Annotated in this window: 20 protein-coding genes; 16 read left to right on the top strand and 4 right to left on the bottom strand. The window is 54.4% G+C overall.

All coding sequences use genetic code 11. The annotated features are described in order from the left end of the window. The first annotated feature begins 108 nt into the window (after window positions 1–108). Entirely contained in the window at window positions 109–993 is an 885-nt protein-coding gene (locus tag TH19_RS12630) for a DMT family transporter (RefSeq protein ID WP_258547949.1), read from the top strand. 25 nt (window positions 994–1,018) lie between these two features. Here TH19_RS12630 and TH19_RS12625 read toward each other — a convergent pair whose 3' ends face one another. After that, window positions 1,019–1,900, bottom strand: coding sequence for a substrate-binding periplasmic protein (locus tag TH19_RS12625; protein WP_114102689.1), 882 nt, complete (start codon window positions 1,898–1,900; stop codon window positions 1,019–1,021). A 140-nt stretch (window positions 1,901–2,040) separates the two neighbouring features. Between TH19_RS12625 and TH19_RS12620 the strand changes: the two genes are divergently transcribed. The 4 genes from TH19_RS12620 to TH19_RS12605 all read left to right on the top strand — a co-directional run bounded on the left by TH19_RS12620 (window position 2,041) and on the right by TH19_RS12605 (window position 6,054). Then, window positions 2,041–2,568 carry a gamma carbonic anhydrase family protein gene (locus TH19_RS12620; RefSeq protein ID WP_114102688.1) on the top strand — a complete coding sequence of 176 codons (528 nt, stop codon included), beginning with the start codon at window positions 2,041–2,043 and terminating at the stop codon, window positions 2,566–2,568. 186 nt (window positions 2,569–2,754) lie between these two features. Then, the gene (locus tag TH19_RS12615) at window positions 2,755–3,561 is read left to right on the top strand and encodes a substrate-binding periplasmic protein (protein WP_114102687.1); all 807 of its coding nucleotides are present in this window, start codon (window positions 2,755–2,757) and stop codon (window positions 3,559–3,561) included. 151 nt (window positions 3,562–3,712) lie between these two features. Continuing rightward, on the top strand, window positions 3,713–4,612 hold the full coding sequence (locus TH19_RS12610; protein WP_114102750.1) for a DMT family transporter: 900 nt from the start codon (window positions 3,713–3,715) through the stop codon (window positions 4,610–4,612). Between the two features lie 173 nt (window positions 4,613–4,785). After that, entirely contained in the window at window positions 4,786–6,054 is a 1,269-nt protein-coding gene (locus TH19_RS12605; RefSeq protein WP_220151730.1) for a cytochrome-c peroxidase, read from the top strand. Window positions 6,055–6,126: 72 nt separating this feature from the next. Here TH19_RS12605 and TH19_RS12600 read toward each other — a convergent pair whose 3' ends face one another. Continuing rightward, window positions 6,127–6,927, bottom strand: coding sequence for an NAD(P)-dependent oxidoreductase (locus TH19_RS12600; protein WP_258547948.1), 801 nt, complete (start codon window positions 6,925–6,927; stop codon window positions 6,127–6,129). A gap of 85 nt (window positions 6,928–7,012) precedes the next feature. Here TH19_RS12600 and TH19_RS12595 point away from each other — a divergent pair, with 85 nt between their 5' ends. Beyond that, complete coding sequence (locus TH19_RS12595; RefSeq protein ID WP_147250762.1) at window positions 7,013–7,843, top strand: hypothetical protein; 831 nt, start codon at window positions 7,013–7,015, stop codon at window positions 7,841–7,843. Between the two features lie 39 nt (window positions 7,844–7,882). On the opposite strand, the gene TH19_RS12590 is transcribed toward TH19_RS12595, so the two are convergent. After that, on the bottom strand, window positions 7,883–9,685 hold the full coding sequence (locus TH19_RS12590) for a PHA/PHB synthase family protein (RefSeq protein ID WP_114102685.1): 1,803 nt from the start codon (window positions 9,683–9,685) through the stop codon (window positions 7,883–7,885). Between the two features lie 327 nt (window positions 9,686–10,012). Here TH19_RS12590 and TH19_RS12585 point away from each other — a divergent pair, with 327 nt between their 5' ends. The 5 genes from TH19_RS12585 (at window position 10,013) to TH19_RS12565 (ending at window position 16,885) form a co-directional block, all read left to right on the top strand. Continuing rightward, window positions 10,013–11,344 carry an OmpA family protein gene (locus TH19_RS12585; RefSeq protein ID WP_258547947.1) on the top strand — a complete coding sequence of 444 codons (1,332 nt, stop codon included), beginning with the start codon at window positions 10,013–10,015 and terminating at the stop codon, window positions 11,342–11,344. A gap of 342 nt (window positions 11,345–11,686) precedes the next feature. Beyond that, window positions 11,687–12,928 (top strand): LL-diaminopimelate aminotransferase, encoded by a 1,242-nt coding sequence (locus TH19_RS12580; protein ID WP_114102683.1) that lies wholly within the window; start codon window positions 11,687–11,689, stop codon window positions 12,926–12,928. A 123-nt stretch (window positions 12,929–13,051) separates the two neighbouring features. Beyond that, window positions 13,052–14,356 carry a homoserine dehydrogenase gene (locus tag TH19_RS12575; protein ID WP_114102682.1) on the top strand — a complete coding sequence of 435 codons (1,305 nt, stop codon included), beginning with the start codon at window positions 13,052–13,054 and terminating at the stop codon, window positions 14,354–14,356. A 132-nt stretch (window positions 14,357–14,488) separates the two neighbouring features. Beyond that, window positions 14,489–15,448: a class II fructose-bisphosphatase gene (glpX, locus tag TH19_RS12570; RefSeq protein ID WP_114102681.1), complete on the top strand. Its 960-nt coding sequence runs from the start codon at window positions 14,489–14,491 to the stop codon at window positions 15,446–15,448. 144 nt (window positions 15,449–15,592) lie between these two features. After that, window positions 15,593–16,885, top strand: a complete 1,293-nt coding sequence (locus TH19_RS12565) for an Hsp70 family protein (protein ID WP_114102680.1) — start codon at window positions 15,593–15,595, stop codon at window positions 16,883–16,885. Here TH19_RS12565 and TH19_RS12560 read toward each other — a convergent pair whose 3' ends face one another. Beyond that, window positions 16,886–17,203: a hypothetical protein gene (locus TH19_RS12560; protein ID WP_258547946.1), complete on the bottom strand. Its 318-nt coding sequence runs from the start codon at window positions 17,201–17,203 to the stop codon at window positions 16,886–16,888. Window positions 17,204–17,342: 139 nt separating this feature from the next. On the opposite strand from TH19_RS12560, the gene TH19_RS12555 reads away from it, so the two are divergent. The 5 genes from TH19_RS12555 to TH19_RS12535 all read left to right on the top strand — a co-directional run bounded on the left by TH19_RS12555 (window position 17,343) and on the right by TH19_RS12535 (window position 21,489). Continuing rightward, window positions 17,343–17,588: a type II toxin-antitoxin system ParD family antitoxin gene (locus tag TH19_RS12555; protein ID WP_114102679.1), complete on the top strand. Its 246-nt coding sequence runs from the start codon at window positions 17,343–17,345 to the stop codon at window positions 17,586–17,588. Then, the gene (locus tag TH19_RS12550; RefSeq protein WP_114102678.1) at window positions 17,575–17,895 is read left to right on the top strand and encodes a type II toxin-antitoxin system RelE/ParE family toxin; all 321 of its coding nucleotides are present in this window, start codon (window positions 17,575–17,577) and stop codon (window positions 17,893–17,895) included. Before TH19_RS12555 ends, TH19_RS12550 begins: the two co-directional genes overlap by 14 nt. A 120-nt stretch (window positions 17,896–18,015) precedes the next feature. Next, window positions 18,016–18,552, top strand: a complete 537-nt coding sequence (locus TH19_RS12545; RefSeq protein ID WP_114102677.1) for a peroxiredoxin — start codon at window positions 18,016–18,018, stop codon at window positions 18,550–18,552. An 82-nt stretch (window positions 18,553–18,634) separates the two neighbouring features. Continuing rightward, entirely contained in the window at window positions 18,635–20,425 is a 1,791-nt protein-coding gene (gene recJ, locus TH19_RS12540; protein ID WP_258547945.1) for a single-stranded-DNA-specific exonuclease RecJ, read from the top strand. Window positions 20,426–20,601: 176 nt separating this feature from the next. Continuing rightward, entirely contained in the window at window positions 20,602–21,489 is an 888-nt protein-coding gene (locus tag TH19_RS12535; protein WP_181846403.1) for a substrate-binding periplasmic protein, read from the top strand. The last annotated feature ends 119 nt before the right edge of the window (window positions 21,490–21,608 follow it).

Raw genomic sequence — 21,608 nt, 5'->3', positions numbered from 1 at the left:
GTATTGCCTTTGTGATCAGTACAGTTTGTTGAAATTGTACTGTATTGTGTCTGGTGTGCCGCGCGATGACAAGTCAAAGATGGTGCCATCATTTTGAAGGAGGGCATCTTGACGCAGGTAATCACCCAAACCGCATCGCAATCCCGAGCAGGCTGGCTAAGCGGATTGGTCGGGGTTGTGATTTTCAGCGGGTCATTGCCAGCAACCAGAGTGGCGGTTATGGATTTTGACCCGGCCTTTTTGACCGTGGCCCGTGCGGCAATTGCCGGTATCCTTGCCCTTGCGATCCTGTTGGTGTCCAAGCCGATCCGTCCGAAACGTTCGGAATGGGTATCGCTAGTGATTGTTGCAGGCGGGGTGGTGGTAGGCTTTCCGCTTTTGACGGCCCTTGCGCTTGAACATATCAGTTCGGCCAGATCGATTGTGTTTATCGGGTTGCTGCCATTGGCAACCGCGATATTCGGGTTGCTGCGCGGTGGGGAGCGTCCGCGTCCGGTATTCTGGCTGTTTTCGGTGCTGGGCAGTACACTCGTTGCCGGGTTTGCCGCGATGGGCAGTGAAACCGGGGCGCTTTCGGGGGATCTTTACATGCTGGGCGCGATCATTGTCTGTGGCCTTGGCTATGCCGAGGGTGGCAAGCTTTCGCGTCATCTTGGCGGCTGGCAGGTGATTTGTTGGGCGCTGGTGATATCGCTTGTGCCGATGGTGGTGCTTTGCGCCGTAACCATGCCAACAAGTGCGGATACCATTGGTGTTTCGGCCTGGATCGGGCTTGGCTATGTGTCGCTGTTTAGCATGCTGATCGGGTTTTTCTTCTGGTATCGGGGCTTGGCACTGGGCGGGATTGCAACTGTCGGGCAGCTTCAACTTTTGCAGCCGTTTATGGGATTGGTGCTGGCAGCCCTTATTTTGGCCGAGCCGGTAAGCTGGGCGATGATCGGAGTTACAGTTGCGGTTGTTCTGTGTGTGGCCGGGGCAAAGAAGTTTGCTTAGAGGCTCCATCGCGCCGGGTGACTGATTACTGATTGGGTTGTTTGGTCTGCGTGCCGGATTGGCGCGGGCCGGGACCCTTGTCGGGCCAATATTGTTGATGAAGCTGGTCAATGAAACCTTCATCAAACAGGTCCTGCATGATTTGCGAAATTTCCCCGACACGCGCCATCAGCGGTGATTTGCGTGAGACAACCATATGGATGTCGTTATGGATGCCTGACCTGAAGGGGGCCTTGATGATGGTGCCTTCAAGATGGTTGCGACGGATTTCGAAATCAGCGTTGGAATCTGATCCGACGATGGTATCAATCCGTTTCGCATTGAGCATGCGTAACAGGATCATCTCACTGCCGGCTTCGAATTTATCAAGCGAACTGTCGCTATCGAACGGTTCGAAATAACGCGAATCAACGACTGATCCGATCATCAGATTCCGCAGATCGCCATATTCCTCAATCGGGACCGGATTGTCGCGGTTCACATAGAAAACCGGCGTCACCTGGCTATAGGGCGGGGTGATGTAATGGGCAAACTTGGCGCGTTCATCGGTATAGGCAAAGCTGGTCAATACATCGATTTGCCCGTCTTCCAGCGTTTTAAGGCAGCGCCGCCACGGGCAGGGATAGAATTCAAGTATCAGTCCAAGGCGATTGGCGATTTCTGCAAGCAACGCAACGTCAATGCCTTGTTTTGTGCCGTCTTCACCTTCGATAACGAAGGGTTCCCACACGGAGAAAGCGGCGATCAGATATCCATGATTACCCCGATTGAAGGTCTGGTCATATGCCCTGGCCGGACCATTTGCCAACATCACAACACATAATCCGATCATAACCGCGCAGATGACCCCGGTCAGGCGGCGCGGCGATTTTCGACGTGTGATGACGGATGCAGTGAATATGACCATGAGCAAGATTTGTGACGACAGGGTTTTCTTCTTCTCATGTTAGAATTTAAACTGCCAAATCAAGAGAGACCGCACTGCAAGATTCCCATCTTTGACCAGTTTGCGATGTCTGAACACCAGTTACGAAAGGTCATTTGACCATGCGCCTGTCCTATCGCGGGGTAATGCCCACCATTGATGAAACTGCGTTTATTGCCCCCAATGCGACGATCATTGGCGATGTTGAAATCGGTGCAGAAACCGGTATCTGGTTTGGGTGTGTCATTCGTGGTGACGTGCATGAAATCCGCATCGGATCGCGCACCAATATTCAGGACCTGACCATGGTCCATGTCGCCAAGGGCAAGTTCGGGACCTATATCGGCGATGACGTGACGATCGGACATGCGGCCATCATTCATGCCTGTACGCTTGAAGATCGAAGCTTTGTCGGCATGGGGGCCACCGTCATGGATGGCTGCGTGATCGAGCAGGGCGGGATGCTTGGCGCGAATGCGTTGCTGTCACCGGGGAAACGTATCCCGGCGGGCGAGCTTTGGGCAGGTGTCCCGGCGCGCAAGGTGCGCGATCTCACACAGGAAGAGATCGAATTTTTCAAGGTTTCTGCCGATCGATATGCCGATCTGGCGCAGGAATATGTCAAATCCATCCCGGAAGATTTGAAATAGTCGCGTCTGAAAGCTGCGATTTATGAAAGATCCTTGCGCGGGAAAGTTGCAAAGTACTTTGACTGCGCAAGGATTTTCTGCATCATGCTTCCCGGGTGCGAAAATGGGAAGCGTTCGCAGGGATTGAACAGGCATATCCGATAACAAAACAACAGGATATGCTGTGGCTTAGAAGGCGTGGGGAAAATGGCGGCTCGGCATTTGGTGCCAGGTATCGCGCTGTTGCTTGTTCTGTATTTCGGGGGAATGCAGGCAGGCAGGGCAGAACCAATCAACGAGTGTTCACGCCCGTTGGTGATACGTGCCTCCGAGACATATAGTCCGTTCAGCATGAAAGATGCGAATGGCATGGCGGCAGGCATCGATAATCAGTTCATCGCACGGGTGATGCGCGCGACGGGATGTAAATTCAAGTTCGAATTCATGCCCTGGAAACGTGCGCTTTATGCCATCGAACATGGCGATATTGATGTCCTGCCATCGGCATCCTTTACCGAGGAACGGGCAAAATACGGCCTGTTTTCAGTGCCGTATCGAAATGACGTCATCGGGTTCGTGGTCCGCAAGGGTGATGCACGGCGCATCCGGTTAAACAGCCTGGATGATGTTGCGCGTCAGCATCTTGTGATCGGGCATGTGCGCGGTGCCTATCGCGGTGAGGCGTTCAAGGCGTTTAGTGAAAACCCCGATAACGCCCCCTATATATCCGATGTGTCGATGGCACCGCTTGGCGTACAGCTTTTGATGGCCCGCCGGATTGATTTGTTGTTGGGCATACCGACGGCCTATGTCGCGCAGGCAGATGAACTTGGATTTGAAGGCGGGGTTGAAGAACATCCGCTTATCCTTGCCAAGGAACCGGTGCGATTGATGTTCTCGGCAAAGACCATTTCACCGTTGCTGGCACAAAAACTGTCAAACGCGATAGAGCGGGAAACTTTAACAGACACCTATCACAGTATTTATGGAAATCAGAGTGTTAGCACAAATTAGCTAAGATGATCTGGCAAGTTGGGTGACATGTGCAATGCAACATCAATTGATCTGTGTTGCGAAGGCGACAGACTTGGTTTAGCAAGTCACGACATTCGAATTTAAATTGCCGCGCGCCACCACGCCCGGCCACAAGAAATGGAACCGGGAAATGACGCGTTGGCAGGCAAATGCCGTTATTGTCTTTGTGGCCCTAATCTGGGGCACCACCTTTGTCGTCCAGCACACCAGCATGGAAAATATCGGCCCGCAATATTTTACGGGTGTGCGGTTCCTTTTGGGGACTGTTGCGGTATTGCCGTTTGCCTTGCGTGAATTGCGTAAGATGAGCCGTGCAGGACGTCCGCTTGATCGCCTTGATATTCTTGGCATGATCGCGACCGGCATTTCGATGTATCTTGCCAGCATCTTCCAGCAGATCGGCATTATGGGCACCACGGTGACCAATGCGGCGTTCCTGACCGCGTTTTATGTACCGACGGTGCCGGTTCTGGCATTTCTGGTATTTCGCAATCGCCCGCACTGGTCGGTCTGGCCGGGTGGGGCGATGTGCGTTTATGGCACCTACCTTCTGAGCGGTGGCGATCTTTCAGGGCTTGGCACCGGTGATTTCTGGGTGATGGGCAGTGCGGCCTTCTGGGCGGTCCAGGTGGTGATGATCGGGGTGATGGTGACGCGCACCAATGCACCGGCGCTTGTTGCCGCGACCCAGTTCTTTATCACCGGCATTCTCGGCATGGCGATGGGGGCAATGACCGAAACCTTCAGCTTTGCCGACATTTACAATGCCGGGTTTGAAATCCTCTATGCCGGGATTATGTCAGCCGGGATCGCCTTCACCCTTCAGGCCGTGGCCCAGAACTATACCGAGGCATCCGATGCCGCGATCATCATGAGTGCCGAGGCGGTCTTTGCCGCGATTGCCGGGGCATGGTTCCTTGGCGAACGTCTGGCACCGGCGGAATATGCCGGATGTGGTGTGATCCTTGCCGCGATTATCGGGGTTCAGTTGTTGCCGATGATGCGACGCAGGCCATCGGTGGCGATTTAGCGGTATCGCACTCTTACCCGTATGAATTCAGGAAATGGCAGGTCGGACTTTCGACCTGCCATTGACTTTTATCAAGGCAAGGTTCAAGTCTGTAGGCGTAAATGATTTGCGTTCGCGGGTGTTGCGCGACCAAGCATTGCACGAGTTTCCGGGATCAGATCAAAGTGCCTTCCATGCGTTATCAGAACAGCCACCCATTCCGTATTGCCGTGATCGCATCCGTGATCAGTGCCGGTTTTATCCTGCCTTTTGCCAAGCCGGTACAGGCTGAAGAGCCATCCCACTTGTTGCACCGTTTGGCAGGCCAAACTGCGAATGTGGCGGAAGTGGCAAGTGCGGCAAACAGTCCCTTTGCCGACAAGGCCACATTGGGCGAGGCGCTTTATTTCGATACCAATCTTTCGGCCAATCGTACGCAGGCCTGTGCGACCTGTCATGAGCCATCGATGGGGTTCAAGGACCCGCGCATTGATGTGGCCAATGGTGCCTTTTCACAAGGTGATGATGGCAAAAGCCTTGGTGATCGTAACGCGCCAACGGCGGCCTATGCGAAGTTTTCGCCGAAATTCCATGTCGGAGATGATGGCATTGCCGTCGGCGGACAATTCTGGGACGGACGTGCAGCCGATCTGGCCGAACAGGCCGGTGGCCCGCCGCTTAATCCCATTGAAATGGGCATGCCCGATAAGGCCAGTGTTGTTGCACGCCTGATGGAAGACGACGATTATGTCGCCGGGTTCAAGGCGCTGTTTGGCGATGATGTCTGGACTGATAGTGAAACCGCCTATGGGGCAATGACCCAGGCGATTGCCGCCTTTGAACAGGGCGATGATTTCGCACCATTTGATTCGAAATATGACCGGTTCCTGCGCGGTGAATATAAAATGACGCCGCAGGAAGAATTGGGCAGGGTCCTGTTCTTTTCGCAGCAATTTACCAACTGCAATACCTGCCACATGCTGAAAACCAGCCCGACGGCCGAAGGCGAAACCTTCACCAATTATCAGTTCCACAATATCGGTGTACCGCGCAACATCGCGACCCGTGAGGCCACTGGCAAGGATGCCGGTTTTACCGATAACGGGCTTCTGGATAATCCGGCGATTGATGATCCGGCCTATCGCGGTAAATACAAAACCCCGTCACTGCGCAATGTCGCTGTAACGGGGCCTTATATGCATAACGGCGTGTTTGCCGATCTGGAAACCGTGGTCCGGTTCTATAACAAGTACAACAGCAAATCCAAAGCCAACCAGACCAACCCGGAAACTGGAAAGCCGTGGGGTGATGCCGAAATCCCCGACACCATTTCCCTTAAGGAACTGGAGCAGGGTGACGCCCTTGACAGCAAACGCATCAGGGCAATCGTTGCCTTCCTTAAAACCCTGACCGATGCGCGGTATGAACCGTTGCTGGCGAAACAGGCCAAAGTAGCGAATTAGGATTTAAGCGTTTCGATCACCGCACTTTGGGCAAGGTCGCCAAGGCCATCCTTTGTAGCGGTCTCAAAAACATCAGATGCGGCTTGTCCAACCGGAACGAACGGACAAGCCGTATTCTTTTGTCATGGCAAGGGCATAGGCCGCGTCCTTTGCCCGCAAGGCAGTGGTGAAGTGGATACCTTCGTTGTGATTGCCACTGATCATGCCGGGCACGGTCATAAGGCCGGACGCACTGGCATTGGCGCCAATTGAAAATATTTCGGCAACCGTTGCACCATCCAGCCCGGCCTTTTTGGCAACGGCAACAAGTTCTGCGGCGGCGGCAATGTGAACGGCCCCCAAAAGATTGTGCATCAGTTTGTAAACCGTACCTGATCCGACCGGGCCAAAATGCACGGTGCGGTTTCCGGTATCAGTTAGGATCGGGCGGATACGATCAAGGTCAGCCGGTTCCGCGCCAATCAGAAAGATCGTATTGCCGGCTTCGATATCGGCGGGAATGCCGGTGACAGGTGCATCGATATAGGTATGTCCGGCGGCTGAAATTGCCTTGGCAAGATCAAGGACAAAGCCATGCGACAAGGTGGAACATTCAATGGCGACGGTTCCGGGGTGCATCGCAGCCAGTGCACCATTTTCGCCCAGCCACACGGCCTTTGCGGCATTGTCATCTGCCATGAACGAGATGATGGTATCAACATCGGTTGCGGCCATGGCGGGGCTGACACAGGCAACAGCGCCCAGTGCGACAAGCGGGTCAAGCTTGTCCGGGCTGCGGTTCCAGACCTGTACCTGATATCCCTTGGAAAGAAGGCGTTTGATCATGGCCGTTGCCATGCGACCTGCGCCGAGAAAACCGATTTTCTTTGTCATGTGCGTTGCTTTTAACTGGTAAATGTTTTCCGATTGTTTCGCAAAGATCGTGCGCAGTCAATTGATTACCCGGCGGAAAACGGACGTGAAAAGAAATACTGCCTGTCTAAATGTGATGTTCGCCCTTGGTGCATTTCTGGTGTCCGGATGTAGTGCGGTGTCAAACCATGTCGATATTGCAGCTTATCGAATGATCCCGCTCGTCACAGACCCGGGTGGAGAAAAGCATTGTTCGCAGGATCAAAAATGGTGCGTGCAGCTTGACCCGAATGCTGACAGCGGTGTCATGGTTTCTGTCACACAGGATGATAAACAGGCCCGTGAAAGAACACTGGGTTCGGGTATGTTGGCCGATGCCGATGCCGATGCCTTTGGCGCGACGGATCATGACATATGGCCGTTTCTGATCATGGGTGATGATGCGTCGGGCAATGTTCTGGTCGGGATCACCAGCACGATCAGTACCGGTTATTCCGGCGGTGGGGCCGAGGCGCATTTTCTTGATTTGATCGGGCTTGAAGCAGGGGGCATCCCATCAGGGGCGACAAGCCCGGTTGTCCTGTCTGTGCCGCTTGGGGCGATGAAAATGATCCGCGCCTGTTTTGACGAGGACGATATTCAAAAACGCCGCGATGTCTGCCATGACGAATATCGATTTGAAGCCGATATTCGTTTGGAAAATCACGGGACGGCGGGGCTGCCCGACGTTCTTTATACAAGCACGGCAACGGCATTCCCCGCGACCGTATCGCTTGATCAGGATTCGACGCAATTGCCTGCTTTGCGCGATGAAGACCTTGTGGAAAGGGTTGATGAAAGATGCAGTTTTGAACGCGTCTTTCGGTTTGATGTCACAAGCGGGCGTTATCAGCCCGATGCGCCGTTGCCCGCCTGCGACGACTATCTGATCCCCTAGGGGCAAATAGCCGTCGCCGGGGCGTATGCCGGTTTTGGATTACGACAGGGTGACTTTCACATATTCACCCGGTGCCGGACCCAAGACCTTAAGATCGCCATCCCCTTCCTTGCGGGCAGGGACTTTCCCGCCGGAGCGACGGCTGATCCAGTTTTGCCAATCAACCCACCATGATCCTTCATGCTGGGTGGCCTTGGTCATCCACTCATCCGGGTCGGCGGGCGTGCGGTTATAGGTCCAGTAGCAATATTTCTTGGCAGCAGGCGGATTGACCACACCGGCAATATGCCCGGATGCCGACAGCACGAACTTCACCTGACCTGACATCAATTGCGTTCCGGCATAGGTCGCCTGCCAGGGGGCAATATGGTCTTCGCGGGTCGACAGGAAATAGACCGGGATTTTGATATCACGCAGGTCAATTGGTTCGCCGAGAATCGAAATGCCGCCCGGTTCGCGCAACAGGTTCTTGTTATACATGTTGCGCAGATAGAAGCTGTGCATTGCCTTGGGCATGCGGGTGGAATCGGAATTCCAGTACAAAAGATCGAACGGGAAAGGATCCTTGCCCAGCATGTAGTTCGATACGACAAACGACCAGATCAGGTCATTGGCGCGCAGCATATTGAACGACATCGACATGTCGCGGCCATCAAGATAGCCCTCCTTGGACATGTTGCGTTCAAGGCTTTCGATCTGTTCATCATCAACAAACACCGAAAGTTCGCCGGGTTTTTCAAAATCGGTCAGGGTCGTAAAGAAGGTTGCCGATTTGATGCGTTCGTCCCCGACCTTGGCCATATAGGCAAGAGTGGAGCTTAGAAGCGTGCCACCAAGGCAATAGCCGATGGCATTGATTTCGTTTTCGCCGGTGGCCTGTTCGATCATATCAAGAGCGGAAAGGATGCCTTCCTTGGCGTAATTCTCGAACGATTTTTCGGCAAGTTCGCTGTCGGGGTTGACCCAGGACAGGACAAAGACCGTGTGGCCCTGATCCACGGCCCATTTGATGAACGAGTTTTCCGGGCGCAGATCAAGAATGTAGTATTTGTTGATCCATGGCGGCACGATCATCAACGGGCGTTTGGCGACCTGATCGGTGCTTGGCTTATATTGCAGCAATTCCATCAAGGCCGTTCTGCCGACAACCGACCCCTGGGTGGTTGCGACATTCTCGCCGATCTTGAAGGCATCAAGGTCGGTCATGCGGATTTGCAATTTGCCCTTGCCGCGTTCGAGATCACCCAAAAGATTCTGCAAGCCCTTAAGCAGGTTCTCGCCGCCTGTTTCAATTGTGGTGCGCAGAACTTCCGGATTGGTCATCAGGAAGTTGGTCGGCGAAATCGCATCAACGAACTGGCGGGTATAGAATTCGACCTTTTGGGATGTTTTCTCGTCCAGGCCGTCAACATCATGGACCAGGTTCTGCATCCATTGTGACGACAACAAATATGACTGCTTGATGAAATCAAACAGTTCATTGTTTTCCCACGCCTCGTCGCGGAAACGACGATCCCCCTTTTGCGGGGTGACAACCGGTTCGGATTCTTCGCCCAGCATCCGCAAGGTCGTGTTGTGCCAAAGCGTGTAATATTGCTGCCAGAGTTCCATCTGGGCTTCGACCAGTTTGACCGGGTTCTGCATGATCTGGCTGGTCAGTTCGGCGAAAGCAGAGCCGATATTAAGCGGGTCCGGGTCGGAAATTTCCGGATCTTCTGCCTGTCTTGCAAGAAAGTCAGATACAAGTCGTTGACTTCTTTCGGCAATTTCTGCCATTGCTGCTGACAGTTTTTCGGGATCCGGGTGGGTGATTTCGGTTTCGATGGCCTGTTGATCGCTCATGGGGCATTCCCTTATGATACCGCCGCAGATACTTTGTTACTTCAAAACGTTTTGGGCTTCTTTGCAATATCGCAATACTTTTGACGTTTTATGTGTTCGGTATCTTAATGGCGCTCCGGGTTGAAACTCTGCTTGATCCCAAGCTTATCATGGTCTTAGCCTAGCGCGTCGCCAAGGGGTAGTACAAGAATTATAAGGTGACGTTTGTGCGGATATTTTAACGCAAAGGTCATCCAACTGAATTTGGAGCAGCGAAAACAAATGGGCGTTCTGAAATCGACGACAGAGCAGTGGTCGTGGCAGGAAACTGCAAGGGGGAAGCTGCGGATGGTTCTGCAGACCGGCTCTGCGCTGGCGGTGGTGCTGGCATTGGGCGCTTGTTCTTCTGTTCCTGATGCAATCAATCCGGTCGAATGGGGGAAGTCGGTCGGTGACATGTTTGACGGCGATGATGAAACCGCCGGCGCAAAATCCGAACAGCCGATTCCCGGTGAAGATGGTGAATATCCCAGCCTTGCCGATACCCCGAGCAAGCCGATTGTCACCGGTGACCAGGAACGCGATGCGTTGATCGCAGGTCTTGCTGCGGACCGCGCCAATGCGCAATACAGCCAGTCCGGTCGCCGTCAAAGCAGTGCACCGGTTAACGCGCTTCAAAATGCACCGGAAGTCCCGGTTGCCCAGCCGATTGTGACGCCTGCGCCGACGACCCCGGTCACCACAAGCGCGATGGCAGCACCGACCTCGGCGGCAACGACGTCGGCGACGGCTGCTGCAACGGCGGCAACAGCAGCGGCAACCACAAGTGCGGTGACTTCGGCGCCGACCGGTTCGTCAATTGCCGATGAATGGAATGCCAAGTCTGCGGCGTCCGGTACTGTGCCGACCCCGGTAGCAGCACCGGCCGAACCAAACCTTGATGAACAAGCCGCCATCGCCGAGGCGCAGGCTGCACTTGATGCAGCAAACAGTAATGTCGCGCGCCAGCAACAGCTTGCCGCGTATGAAGCATCGCAGGCCGCACCGGTTTCAACCGGCGATCCGGTGATGGATCAGTATCAGCGCCGTCTTGCCGAAGGGCAGGGCGTTTTTGCCAATGAACCGGCCGCGACCATCGATTCCGGTCTGGGTTTTGATTATTCCATGTATTCCGATGATGGTTCGGTTGTCGTCGATCAAAGCCAGCTTGGCGGTGGTTCGGCGGGGTATGACGAATCCGGTATGATGGATCAGACCGCCAGCAACAGCGGACTTGCATCGCGTCTTGGTGTTGGTTCGGTAGATCAGCTGCCACCGGCAATCAATGGCATGCAGATCGCGCAGATCCAGTTTGGTCACGGCTCGACAAATCTTGGCGGTTCGGATTATTCGGTTCTGCAGCAGGTCGCCAGCACCTGGCAGCAGACCGGTGGCGTTTTGCGTGTAATCGGTCATGCCTCAATGCGGACCGGTAATATGTCGCTTGAACATCATATGGCGGTGAACCGTCGCGTATCCGAAGGCCGTGCATCGGCCGTTGTGTCGCGCCTGTTGTCACTTGGTGTTGCACCGGATGCGATCTTTGTCGGTGCCGACGGATCGGCGGACCCGCGCTATTACGAAGGCGTTCCGGCAGGTGAAGCCGGCAACCGCCGCGTCGAGATTTATCTGGATTACTGATCCGGTCTATTCGGGGCGGTTTGACCCGAAACAGATTTCAGCAGCGCGAAGGGAGCAATCCTTTCGCGCTGTTCTCGTTCCGGCAGATTTTTTGAAAGCGCAGTGAATAATCCTGAATTACGGGAATTTTGCCGAATTCGCGCCGTGCGCTTGCCGCAAATGCGAATTATGCATGGATCAGGCGCATTAATTCGTTGAGTATGATTTCCATAAAAGGTACATCCTTCGAATTGTTCGCTGCTTCGGGCCAATTTTAGTGGCTCAAACGCAATTTTCGTGAATTCGAGGATGTGCTTTTCACATAAAATTCGAAATTCGGCAATTTGATGAGGATGTAGGATAATGTCCCAAGACTTCCACCGCATAAAACGTCTCCCCCCTTACGTATTCGCAGAAGTAAATGCGATGAAGGCGGCGGCACGGCGAGCGGGTGAGGACATTATTGATTTCGGCATGGGCAACCCGGACCCGGCCACCCCGCAACATATTGTCGATAAACTGGTTGAAACGGTTCAGAACCCGCGCACGCATGGCTATTCGATGTCGCGTGGTATTCCCGGCTTGCGCAAGGCGTTGGCAGCCTATTACGGGCGCCGCTTTGGTGTTGATATCGATCCGGAAACCGAAACTGTTGTGACCATCGGTTCCAAGGAAGGTCTGGCCAACCTGGCTGCCGCGATCACCAGCCCGGGTGATATTTTCCTGGTGCCGAACCCGTCCTATCCGATCCATGCATTCGGCTTCATCATTGCCGGTGCAGCATTGCGCCATATTCCAATTGGCGATGACGATCAGGGCACGTTCAATACCGAAAGCTTCATGGAACAGCTGCACCGTGCGGTCAAGCACTCGGTCCCGAAACCAAGTGCGGTTGTCCTGAACTTCCCGGCCAACCCGACATCGCTTGTGGTTGATCTGGATTTCTATCAGGAAGTTGTCGATTTCTGCCGCAAGCATGAAATCTATGTGCTGTCTGATATTGCCTATTCCGAGATTTACTTTGATGGCAATCCGCCGCCCTCGATCCTTCAGTGCAAGGGCGCGAAGGACATTGCCGTTGAATTCTATTCGCTGTCGAAAACCTATTCGATGGCGGGCTGGCGTATCGGTTTTGCCACCGGCAACAAAAAGCTGATCAACGCGCTGACCCGGATCAAGTCATATCTTGATTACGGGGCCTTCACCCCCGTTCAGGTGGCGGCAACCGCGGCCCTTAACGGTCCGCAGGATTGTGTTGAAGGGTTCCGTAATCTGTACCGCGAACGCCGCGATATCTTTATCGAAGGCGCACAAAGTGCGGGTTGGGAAATTCCAAGCCCGGCGGCAACCATGTTTGCCTGGGCCCCGATCCCGGAACCGTTTGCCGAGCTGGGTTCGCTTGATTTCTCCAAGCTGCTTTTGCAGGAAGCAGGGGTTGCTGTGGCACCGGGTCTTGGCTTTGGGGAATATGGCGATCGCCATGTGCGTATTGCACTGGTCGAGAACAAACACCGCATCCGTCAGGCCAACCGGAACATCAAACAGTTCTTTGCCAAATGTCCGGATGCAGAATCTGCACGTGAACTGTTGAAGAAATCTTTCTGATATCCGATAAAGCATTCTGTGTTTCGCCCGGGACATGTCCCGGGCGTAATTTTATCAGGACGCGATAACCGGTTTCGGTTATATGCGCGCTTGCGAAACGAACCACGTGCTTAAGGAGTTATCGTGAAAGACGTCGTAAAAATCGGTGTGGCAGGCCTTGGTACGGTCGGTGCCGGAACCGTTAAACTGCTGAGTGAACATCGCGACATTCTGGCTGACCGTTCGGGCACCCAGATTGTTGTTACAGCGGTATCGGCGCGTGATCGAACTCGTGATCGTGGTTTTTCGACTGATGGTCTGACCTGGTACGATGATGCACGTGATCTTGCCGCAGATGCCGAGATCGACATTCTGGTCGAGCTGATCGGTGGATCCGAAGGCATCGCCTATGATGTCTGCAAGACCGCCCTTGAAAATGGCAAGCATGTCGTTACCGCCAACAAGGCGCTGATTGCGCTTAAGGGTGTTGAACTGGCCCAGATTGCCGATGCCAACAATGTCACCATTGCCTATGAGGCCGCAGTGGCCGGCGGTATCCCGGTGATCAAGGCGCTGCGTGAAGGTCTGGCAGGCAATGCGATCACGCGTGTGACCGGCATCCTGAACGGTACGTGCAACTATATCCTGACCACCATGCGTGAACAGGGCCGTGACTTTGCCGACGTTCTGGCCGAAGCACAGAAACTTGGCTATGCCGAGGCTGATCCGACCTTTGACGTAGATGGTATTGATGCCGCGCACAAGCTGGCGATCCTTGCCAGCCTGGCATTCGGCACCGAGGTTGATTTCGATGCGGTTGCAGTTGAAGGCATCCGCAGCGTTTCCGCCCTTGATATTCAACTGGCCGAAGAGCTTGGCTATCGCATCAAGTTGCTGGGCATTGCCAAACAGACCGCCGAAGGCATCGAACAGCGCGTTTCCCCGGTAATGGTGGATCGTGCAACCCAGATTTCCAAGGTCGAAGGCGTGTTTAACGCGGTTGCCCTTGAAGGTGATTATGTTGGTCCGGTGGTTCTACAGGGCTGCGGGGCGGGCGAACGTCCGACTGCATCGGCGGTTGTTGCCGATATCGTCGATATCGCAGCAGGGCGCAGCGCCCCGGTCTTTGGTGTGCCTGCTGAACGTCTTAAGAAAAACGTGCGCGCGTCACTCGAAAAGCATACTGGTGCCTATTATCTGCGCCTGATGGTGTGGGATCGCCCGGGTGTGATGGCCGAAGTAACCGCGACCCTTGCCAAACATGGCGTGTCGATGGCCTCCATGATCCAGCATGGCCGCGCGGAAACCGAAGGCGGGGTTGTGCCGGTGGTGATCGTCGCCCACGAAACGACCGAGTCCGCGATGTCGGGGGCCGTCAATGATATTGCCGCCTTCGAAAGCAATTCGCAGCCGCCGGTATTGATGCGCATCGAAAGCTTCGCATCTTAAAACTTTAAAGCTCAAAGCGCCTCGCACCTGTCATGATGCGGGGCGCTGTTGTAAGGTCCGAACAAAGATTCGGAAAAAAGACAACAACGAGACAGGGCCCCCAGACCCTGCACATCAGACAAGGAAGACAAAATGGATCGAAATCTTGCGCTTGAAACGGTTCGCGTAACCGAGGCGGCAGCACTGGCGTGCTCGGGCCTTATGGGGCGTGGCGATGAAAAGGCAGCTGACCAAGCTGCTGTCGACGCGATGCGCAATGCGCTGAACAGCATGGATATCAAAGGTACGGTCGTGATCGGCGAAGGCGAACGCGACGAGGCCCCGATGCTGTTTATTGGCGAGGAAGTCGGTTCGGGCAATGGCCCGGAGATCGATATTGCGCTTGATCCGCTTGAAGGCACGACCATCTGTGCGACCGGTGGCCCGAACTCTTTGGCGGTTGTTGCCATGGCCGAAAAGGGTGGCTTCCTGAATGCGCCGGACACCTATATGGACAAGATCGCGGTTGGCGGTGGCCTTCCCGATGATGTGGTTGATCTTGATGCGACCCCGCTTGAGAACCTTAAAAGCCTAGCCCTTGCCAAGGGCTGCGATGTTGCTGACCTTGTAGTTTGCATTCTGGATCGTCCGCGCCATCAGGAAATCATTGCCAAAACCCGCGAAGCAGGTGCGCGCATCATGCTGATCGGTGATGGTGACGTTGCCGGTGTGATCGCGACTTCGCAGAAAACCTCGGGCATTGATCTTTACATGGGCACCGGCGGCGCACCGGAAGGTGTTCTTGCCGCGGCAGCACTTCGTTGCATCGGTGGTCAGTTCCAGGGCCGTCTTGTGTTCCGCAATGATGACGAAATTGCCCGCGCCAAGAAATGGGGCATCGAAGACCTGACCCGCAAATACAAGCTCGGCGAGCTTGCCAAGGGCAATGTCATGTTTGCAGCTACCGGTGTTACCGATGGCGCGATGCTGCGCGGTGTGCGTCGTTTTGCCAATGGTGCCGAAACCGAAAGCATCGTGATGCGTTCGCAGTCCGGTACGGTACGTTATGTCCGCGCTGTTCACGATTTCAGCCGGAAAATCTGGTACAAATAAGCGACCGGAATTCTGACCTTCGAAAAGGGAGTGCCTCGTTATCAATTCGGGCGCTCCCTTTTTTCGTTTAATTGCTTGCAGGGCAGGGCGGTCTGGGTTACATCCTCCGCCCCCTTCCAATACGCCTTTATCGGAGCCTGCCTGATGTCTGAAATTATCGCCCTTGATTTCGGTACGACCAATTCTGTTCTTGCGGTCGCAGACAGCGCAGGCAATGTGCAATCGGCGAAGTTTGAAGTCGGTGCCAACAGCTTTGATACATACCGCACCATCCTCTATTTCTGGGAGGAGCAGGAACTTACAGCACCGGGTGCACCGACCCATTCCAAAAGCTGCTCCGGCCCGTTCGCAATCGCCGAATATCTTAAGGAAAGCCATGATTGCCGACTGATCCAGTCGATGAAATCATATCTGGCGACCAAGGATTTCGAAGGAACCGATATTTTCGGCACGACCTATTCGATCGAGGATTTGATCGGAACGTTCCTGACGCAAATTCATCACTTTGCGCAGCACAGCCTTGGCTGGCTGGGTCATCGGGTGATTTCCGGGCGTCCGGTTGCCTTTGCAGGTAACAATCCCGACAACGACTTTGCCGAAATGCGCCTGCGTGGTGCCTATGAGCAGGCCGGTTTTGATGTCGAGGCAATGGTGTTTGAACCGCTTGCGGCATCCTATTATTACGGGCGCGAGCTTGATAAACCCGAAACCGTTCTTGTGGCCGACTTTGGCGGTGGTACCAGTGACTTTTCGCTGATCCGCTTTACGCCGGGTCTTGGCATTCGTGGTGTGCAGCCACTTGCCCATACCGGTCTTGGCATCGCAGGCGACAGGTTTGACTATCGCATCATCCAGCAGGCCGTTTGGCCGCGCCTTGGCTTTGGATCGGATTACAAATCAATGGGTGCGACCCTTCCGGTGCCGCGTCAATATTACACGGCCTTTTCGCGCTGGCACGAACTTGCCATGATGAACCAGCCCAAAACCATCAACGAAATCAAAAGCCTGATCCGTTCGGCAACCCGCCCCGACGACATCGAAGATCTGGTGGCGATCATTGAAGATGAAATGGGCTTCCACCTCTATCAGACGGTTTCCAAGGCCAAGGCAGAGCTTTCCGATAACGACAGCACCATTTTGCAGTTCTCCCACGGCGGGGTGGAAATCGAAGAAAAACTGACCCGTGCCGATTTCGAAACCGCCATCGCACCGGACCTTGCCGAGATCGAACTTGCGGCCAAGAACTGCCTTGAACAGTCCGGTGTCGATGCAAAAGACGTTTCAAAGGTCTTCATGACCGGCGGCACATCCTATGTCCCGGCAGTGCGCAAAATCTTTGAAGACGGCTTTGGCAAGGACCGCATCGAAATTGGCCAGCCATTCCTTTCGGTTGCGCATGGTCTTGCGCTTATTGCCGCAGACGAAGGCATTGTGTGATTAGCAACTGAAATCCCCGCTGCACGCGACTTCCAGTAAGGTCACAGCGCTTATCAGCAACAGGATGCCAAGGCCGGTCAGGCCGTAAAGCCAGATCGATTTAGGGTGGCGTTTGAACATCCAGGGCAGGATGCCACCCATCAGGCAAAGCAGCGGAAACGCCAGAACGCTGAAGAACAGGAACTGGGCGAGGGGATTTTCGTCTGAGCCCGGGGCGTCAAACATCATTGGTGAAAACATTACCAATGGCATCGACATTACTGCACCAAGCACGGACAGGATGGTCAATCCGATCCGCAGACCTTTTTTGTGGGGCATTGCTCGTATCCTTTATGGTTGTAGCGCCAAGGTCACATAACGAATGGTTGCAGGCAATAGCCTTGCTTATGGCAAAGATTGCCAATCTTTTTGACAAAGATCGTCAAGAGTAGATAATCTGAGGCAGGAGGAATTTGCCATGGCGACAATGAATGTTTCCCTGCCCGATACCATGAAGCAATGGGTTGAAAAACGTGCTGATACTGGCCGTTACAGCAATGCCAGCGACTATGTGCGCGACTTGATCCGCAAGGATCAGGAACGGCAAGAAGCTATTGATGTTCTTCAGGCTGCCGTTGCCGAAGGGCTTGAGAGTGGTGATGCACAAAAGTTTGATGCCGGCGACTTCAAACTGAAAATGCGTCAGCGTCATGTCATCGGATAAGCTGACAGGGTATCTGTTAACTCCGAAGGCAATCGAGGACCTTGAAAATATTTGGCGGTATTCGGCCGAAACCTGGTCGGTTGATCAGGCAGATATCTATATCGACGGGTTGGTGCAGTTGTTTGACGGGCTTGTGCAAACACCATTGATGGCGCGCGAACGTCCAGAGTTCTTTCCACCGGTTCGCATCCAGATACATCAAAGCCATCTGGTCATATACAAAGTCGAAGCCGACCACATTTTGATTGTGCGTGTCTTGGGTGGAAAGCAGAACTGGTTTGATGTCCTGCACAGTACCGAACTGTGAACTTTTCCACAATGCGCAATCACATCTTCTTTTCGGTTTGAGAAATCACACCTATCTTGAATCCATAAATGCCCGAACAACAAGGAAACAACGGGCCGGATATTTCAGGGATGAGTTTGAATGAATACCGAAAGCGAAGCGCATGTGATCGAACGACTGACCGGGCAGATGTTGCCAGCCTTGCCGCTTGGTGCGACCGATGATCAGATGGTTGATCTTTCTGACCTGGCCGGGCGCACAGTCGTTTATGCCTATCCCCGCACGGCCGAGCCCGGTGTGCCGTCACCCGAAGGCTGGGATGAAATTCCCGGTGCCAAGGGCTGTACGCCACAATCCTGTTCGTTCCGCGATCATGCGGCGGAACTTCGTGCGGTTGGTGTTGCAAACCTTTACGGGCTTTCCAGCCAGACCACCGATTACCAAAAAGAAGCCGCAGAGCGTCTTCACCTGCCATTCCTGTTGCTGTCTGATGCCGATCATCGGTTTAAGGAAGCAATGGCGATGCCTGATTTCGAAGCAGACGGAATGCGCCTGTTCAAGCGTCTGACCATGGTCATTGACGATGGCAAAATCACCAAGGTTTTCTATCCCGTCGCTGATCCGGCAGCCGATGCCGAGAACGTCCTTAATTGGTGTCGTGAAAATCCGCAGGGCTAAAATTGCGTACCCATGAAGGAAGTTTTCAGATCGGTTCATTATCCGGTTTAAGCGGGCCCAAGATTGCGCTATTTCATAGGGCATGACAGAGCACGCAAAAGAAACGACCTTCATGGGCATCGAGCGTTCCGTTACCGGGAAATGGTGGCGGGAACGCGCAAGCGATGAACGATTGGCAACCACGATTTCGCAACGCTTTGGCGTGCCTGAAATCGTTGGCAGGGTGATGGCCAATCGCGGTGTCGGGCTTGATGATGCCGAAAGTTTCCTGTCGCCGACCTTGCGTGATCTGATGCCTGATCCGTCATCCTTGCAGGATATGGACAAGGCGGCCGCGCGTATTGCCGATGCCATTCAAAACGGCGAACAGATTGCCGTTTTTGGCGATTATGATGTTGATGGCGCGACCAGCACGGCACTTTTGAAACGCTTCTTCCGTGCCCTTGGTGCCGATGTTCCGGTACATATTCCCGATCGCATGACAGAGGGGTATGGCCCCAATGCGCCGGCATTGCTTGAGCTGCAGCGCAAGGGTGCCAAGCTTATCCTGACCGTGGATTGCGGTGTGACGGCCTATGGCCCGTTGCAGGAAGCCAGGGATGCCGGGATCGAAATTATTGTGGTGGATCATCATGCGGCCGAGCCGGAATTGCCCGCCGCCGTTGCGGTGGTCAACCCGAACCGTCTTGATGATGAAAGTGGCCTTGGACATCTGTGTGCAGCGGGTGTCGCATTTTTGCTGTGTGTGGCGATGTTGCGCGAATTGCGCAATCGCGGCTGGCTTGAAAAGGCCGGTGTTCGCGCGCCTGATTTGCGTGGCTGGCTTGATCTGGTGGCGCTAGGCACGGTGTGCGATGTGGTGCCGTTGCGCGGGCTAAACCGGGCCTTTGTTACCCAGGGGCTTAAGGTGATGAAGCACCGTTCAAACGTCGGTATGACGTCGCTTGCCGATGTGGCTGGCGTCAATGAAACACCCAGTGCCTATCATCTTGGCTATGTCCTGGGGCCGCGCGTGAATGCCGGTGGCCGCGTTGGCGAAAGTTTCCTCGGGACGACCCTGCTTTCGGGGGAGAACCCGGCACAGGCGCAGGATATCGCACGCAAGCTTGATGAATATAACCGTGAACGCAAAGCCATCGAGGATATCGTCCTTGATCAGGCCATCAGTGCGGTCGAGGGCAAGACAAAAGTCGGCTCCATGGTGCTGGTTGGCGGGGAGGACTGGCATCCCGGTGTGATCGGTATTGTCGCAAGCAGGCTTAAGGATCGTTACCACGTGCCATCCCTGGTGATGGGGATGGTTGACGGGGTCTATAAGGGGTCGGCGCGTTCGGTGCGCGGGATTGATCTTGGTGCGGCGATCATCGCCGCCCGGCAGGCCGGGCTTTTGATCAATGGGGGCGGTCATGGCATGGCGGCGGGCTTTACCCTTGATCCTGAAAAGCGCGATGCGTTTGAAACATTCCTTGAAGAACGCTTTGCCAAGATCATTGAAGAAAATGACATTCGCCCGACCATCACGGTCGATGGCGCGCTTCATGCCCATGGGGCAACGATCGAGCTGATCAATGCGCTTGAGAAACTTGGACCGTTCGGGGCGGGGAATGCCGAGCCCCGGTTTGTGTTCGTGGATTGCCGGGCGGTAAAGGCCGATGTGGTCGGGGCTGATCATGTGCGCTGTATCCTGACCGGGGCCAATGGCAAGGGGCGGCTTAAGGCGATTGCATTCCGATGCCTTGATAACGATATGGGCCAGACCCTGATCAAGCATGGTGGCCGTCCGTTGCATATTCTGGGGCATTTGCGCCGGGATAGCTGGCAGGGGAATGACGGCGTTCAGCTGATCATTGATGACGTGGCACTGCCTGTTTGAATGGTTGTGTATATACCATCGTTTAGTGTTGGGCGTTGAAACAGGCGGGAATTGCTGGTAAATCAGGTTACAGGCCATTGTCGTGACAAGCTGTGACCGTAGCCCTGATGAAGTTATGCGCTCCTGTTGCTTTTAGGCTTATATCCCCGACGGTCGATGGCCGGGGGCAAGGTCGCGTGCCAAACGCGATTGGACGCGCATTGGGACGTCTTGTGATTCCCGGTTTTGCCAAGACATTAAAGCCGGGCTTGATTGCGGGCATGGTCCTGTCGGCACTGAGCGGTGCCATGACTGTCGCCAAGGCAGATGGTGTGTCGTTTGGCGATCCTGCGGATTTTGTCCGTTCTCTCGATGTCACCTTGTTAACCGAAGAATACCCGCCGTTTAACTATCTCGATGAAACCGGGAAGTTGCGCGGGATCGGGGCCGAAGTTGTTCAGGCCATGGCCGCCCGTCTGGGATACGCCAAACGCATTGAAGTCATGGCCTGGAAGCGGGCCCTTCAACAGATCGATACCGAAAGCAATATCGGTGTGTTTTCGATGACACGCACCCCGCAACGCGAAGACCTTTATCGCTGGGTCGGGCCACTTGTCCCGACCAATGCCGGGATATTTCAGTTGGTGGATACGCCAAACCTGGCAAGATCGCTTGACGATTTGCGTCATTCCGGCCTGATCGGTGTTCAGGCGGGTGGGGCGGATGAAACGGCGCTTCGATCATACGGCTTTGAAAATCTGGAACCTTTGCATAATCCCCGGGTTGGTGTGCAGATGCTTGCCGCCGGGCGGATTTCCATGATTGTTTCGTCCGATATCGAGTTGTTTGAACAGCTTCGCAACAGCCCGCTTGAGCGTGACGACCTTGAGATGGTCTATGCTTTTTCCAGTGGTGACCTGTATCTGGCTTTTTTAAAAACAACACCGGATGCCGTGATCAGGGCATGGCAACACGCATATGACCACATTATTGAAGATGGCCAGTTTGACCGGATAATGGCCGAATATGGTGTGATCGAAGGCCAGTCGCCGCGTATCTCCGGAAGCCTTTCCCACAGCCAATAGGCCAAACCTCATTGCGGGTTTTGATGCTTGCGCGGAAATCGGGCCAATAGGCAAATCTGTTGCGCATATTTGCCATGTGACGCAAAGACTTGCCGTTCTGTCATGATGGGATTATCCCA

Origin of the sequence: Thalassospira profundimaris (assembly GCF_003326675.1) — a bacterium.
Classification (GTDB): Bacteria; Pseudomonadota; Alphaproteobacteria; order Rhodospirillales; family Thalassospiraceae; genus Thalassospira; species Thalassospira aquimaris.
This window is presented reverse-complemented; position numbering and strand designations above follow the sequence as displayed.

What these genes read in the sequence shown, in the direction of transcription:
- TH19_RS12560 (WP_258547946.1), bottom strand. Translation starts at nt 17,203, where the DNA reads ATGCCCCACAAAAAAGGTCTGCGGATCGGATTGACCATCCTGTCCGTG.
- TH19_RS12620 (WP_114102688.1), top strand. Translation starts at nt 2,041, where the DNA reads ATGCGCCTGTCCTATCGCGGGGTAATGCCCACCATTGATGAAACTGCG.
- recJ (WP_258547945.1), top strand. Translation starts at nt 18,635, where the DNA reads ATGACAGAGCACGCAAAAGAAACGACCTTCATGGGCATCGAGCGTTCC.
- TH19_RS12590 (WP_114102685.1), bottom strand. Translation starts at nt 9,685, where the DNA reads ATGAGCGATCAACAGGCCATCGAAACCGAAATCACCCACCCGGATCCC.
- TH19_RS12605 (WP_220151730.1), top strand. Translation starts at nt 4,786, where the DNA reads ATGCGTTATCAGAACAGCCACCCATTCCGTATTGCCGTGATCGCATCC.
- TH19_RS12625 (WP_114102689.1), bottom strand. Translation starts at nt 1,900, where the DNA reads ATGGTCATATTCACTGCATCCGTCATCACACGTCGAAAATCGCCGCGC.
- TH19_RS12580 (WP_114102683.1), top strand. Translation starts at nt 11,687, where the DNA reads ATGTCCCAAGACTTCCACCGCATAAAACGTCTCCCCCCTTACGTATTC.
- TH19_RS12565 (WP_114102680.1), top strand. Translation starts at nt 15,593, where the DNA reads ATGTCTGAAATTATCGCCCTTGATTTCGGTACGACCAATTCTGTTCTT.
- TH19_RS12615 (WP_114102687.1), top strand. Translation starts at nt 2,755, where the DNA reads ATGGCGGCTCGGCATTTGGTGCCAGGTATCGCGCTGTTGCTTGTTCTG.
- TH19_RS12610 (WP_114102750.1), top strand. Translation starts at nt 3,713, where the DNA reads ATGACGCGTTGGCAGGCAAATGCCGTTATTGTCTTTGTGGCCCTAATC.
- TH19_RS12555 (WP_114102679.1), top strand. Translation starts at nt 17,343, where the DNA reads ATGGCGACAATGAATGTTTCCCTGCCCGATACCATGAAGCAATGGGTT.
- glpX (WP_114102681.1), top strand. Translation starts at nt 14,489, where the DNA reads ATGGATCGAAATCTTGCGCTTGAAACGGTTCGCGTAACCGAGGCGGCA.
- TH19_RS12550 (WP_114102678.1), top strand. Translation starts at nt 17,575, where the DNA reads ATGTCATCGGATAAGCTGACAGGGTATCTGTTAACTCCGAAGGCAATC.
- TH19_RS12545 (WP_114102677.1), top strand. Translation starts at nt 18,016, where the DNA reads ATGAATACCGAAAGCGAAGCGCATGTGATCGAACGACTGACCGGGCAG.
- TH19_RS12585 (WP_258547947.1), top strand. Translation starts at nt 10,013, where the DNA reads ATGGTTCTGCAGACCGGCTCTGCGCTGGCGGTGGTGCTGGCATTGGGC.
- TH19_RS12600 (WP_258547948.1), bottom strand. Translation starts at nt 6,927, where the DNA reads ATGACAAAGAAAATCGGTTTTCTCGGCGCAGGTCGCATGGCAACGGCC.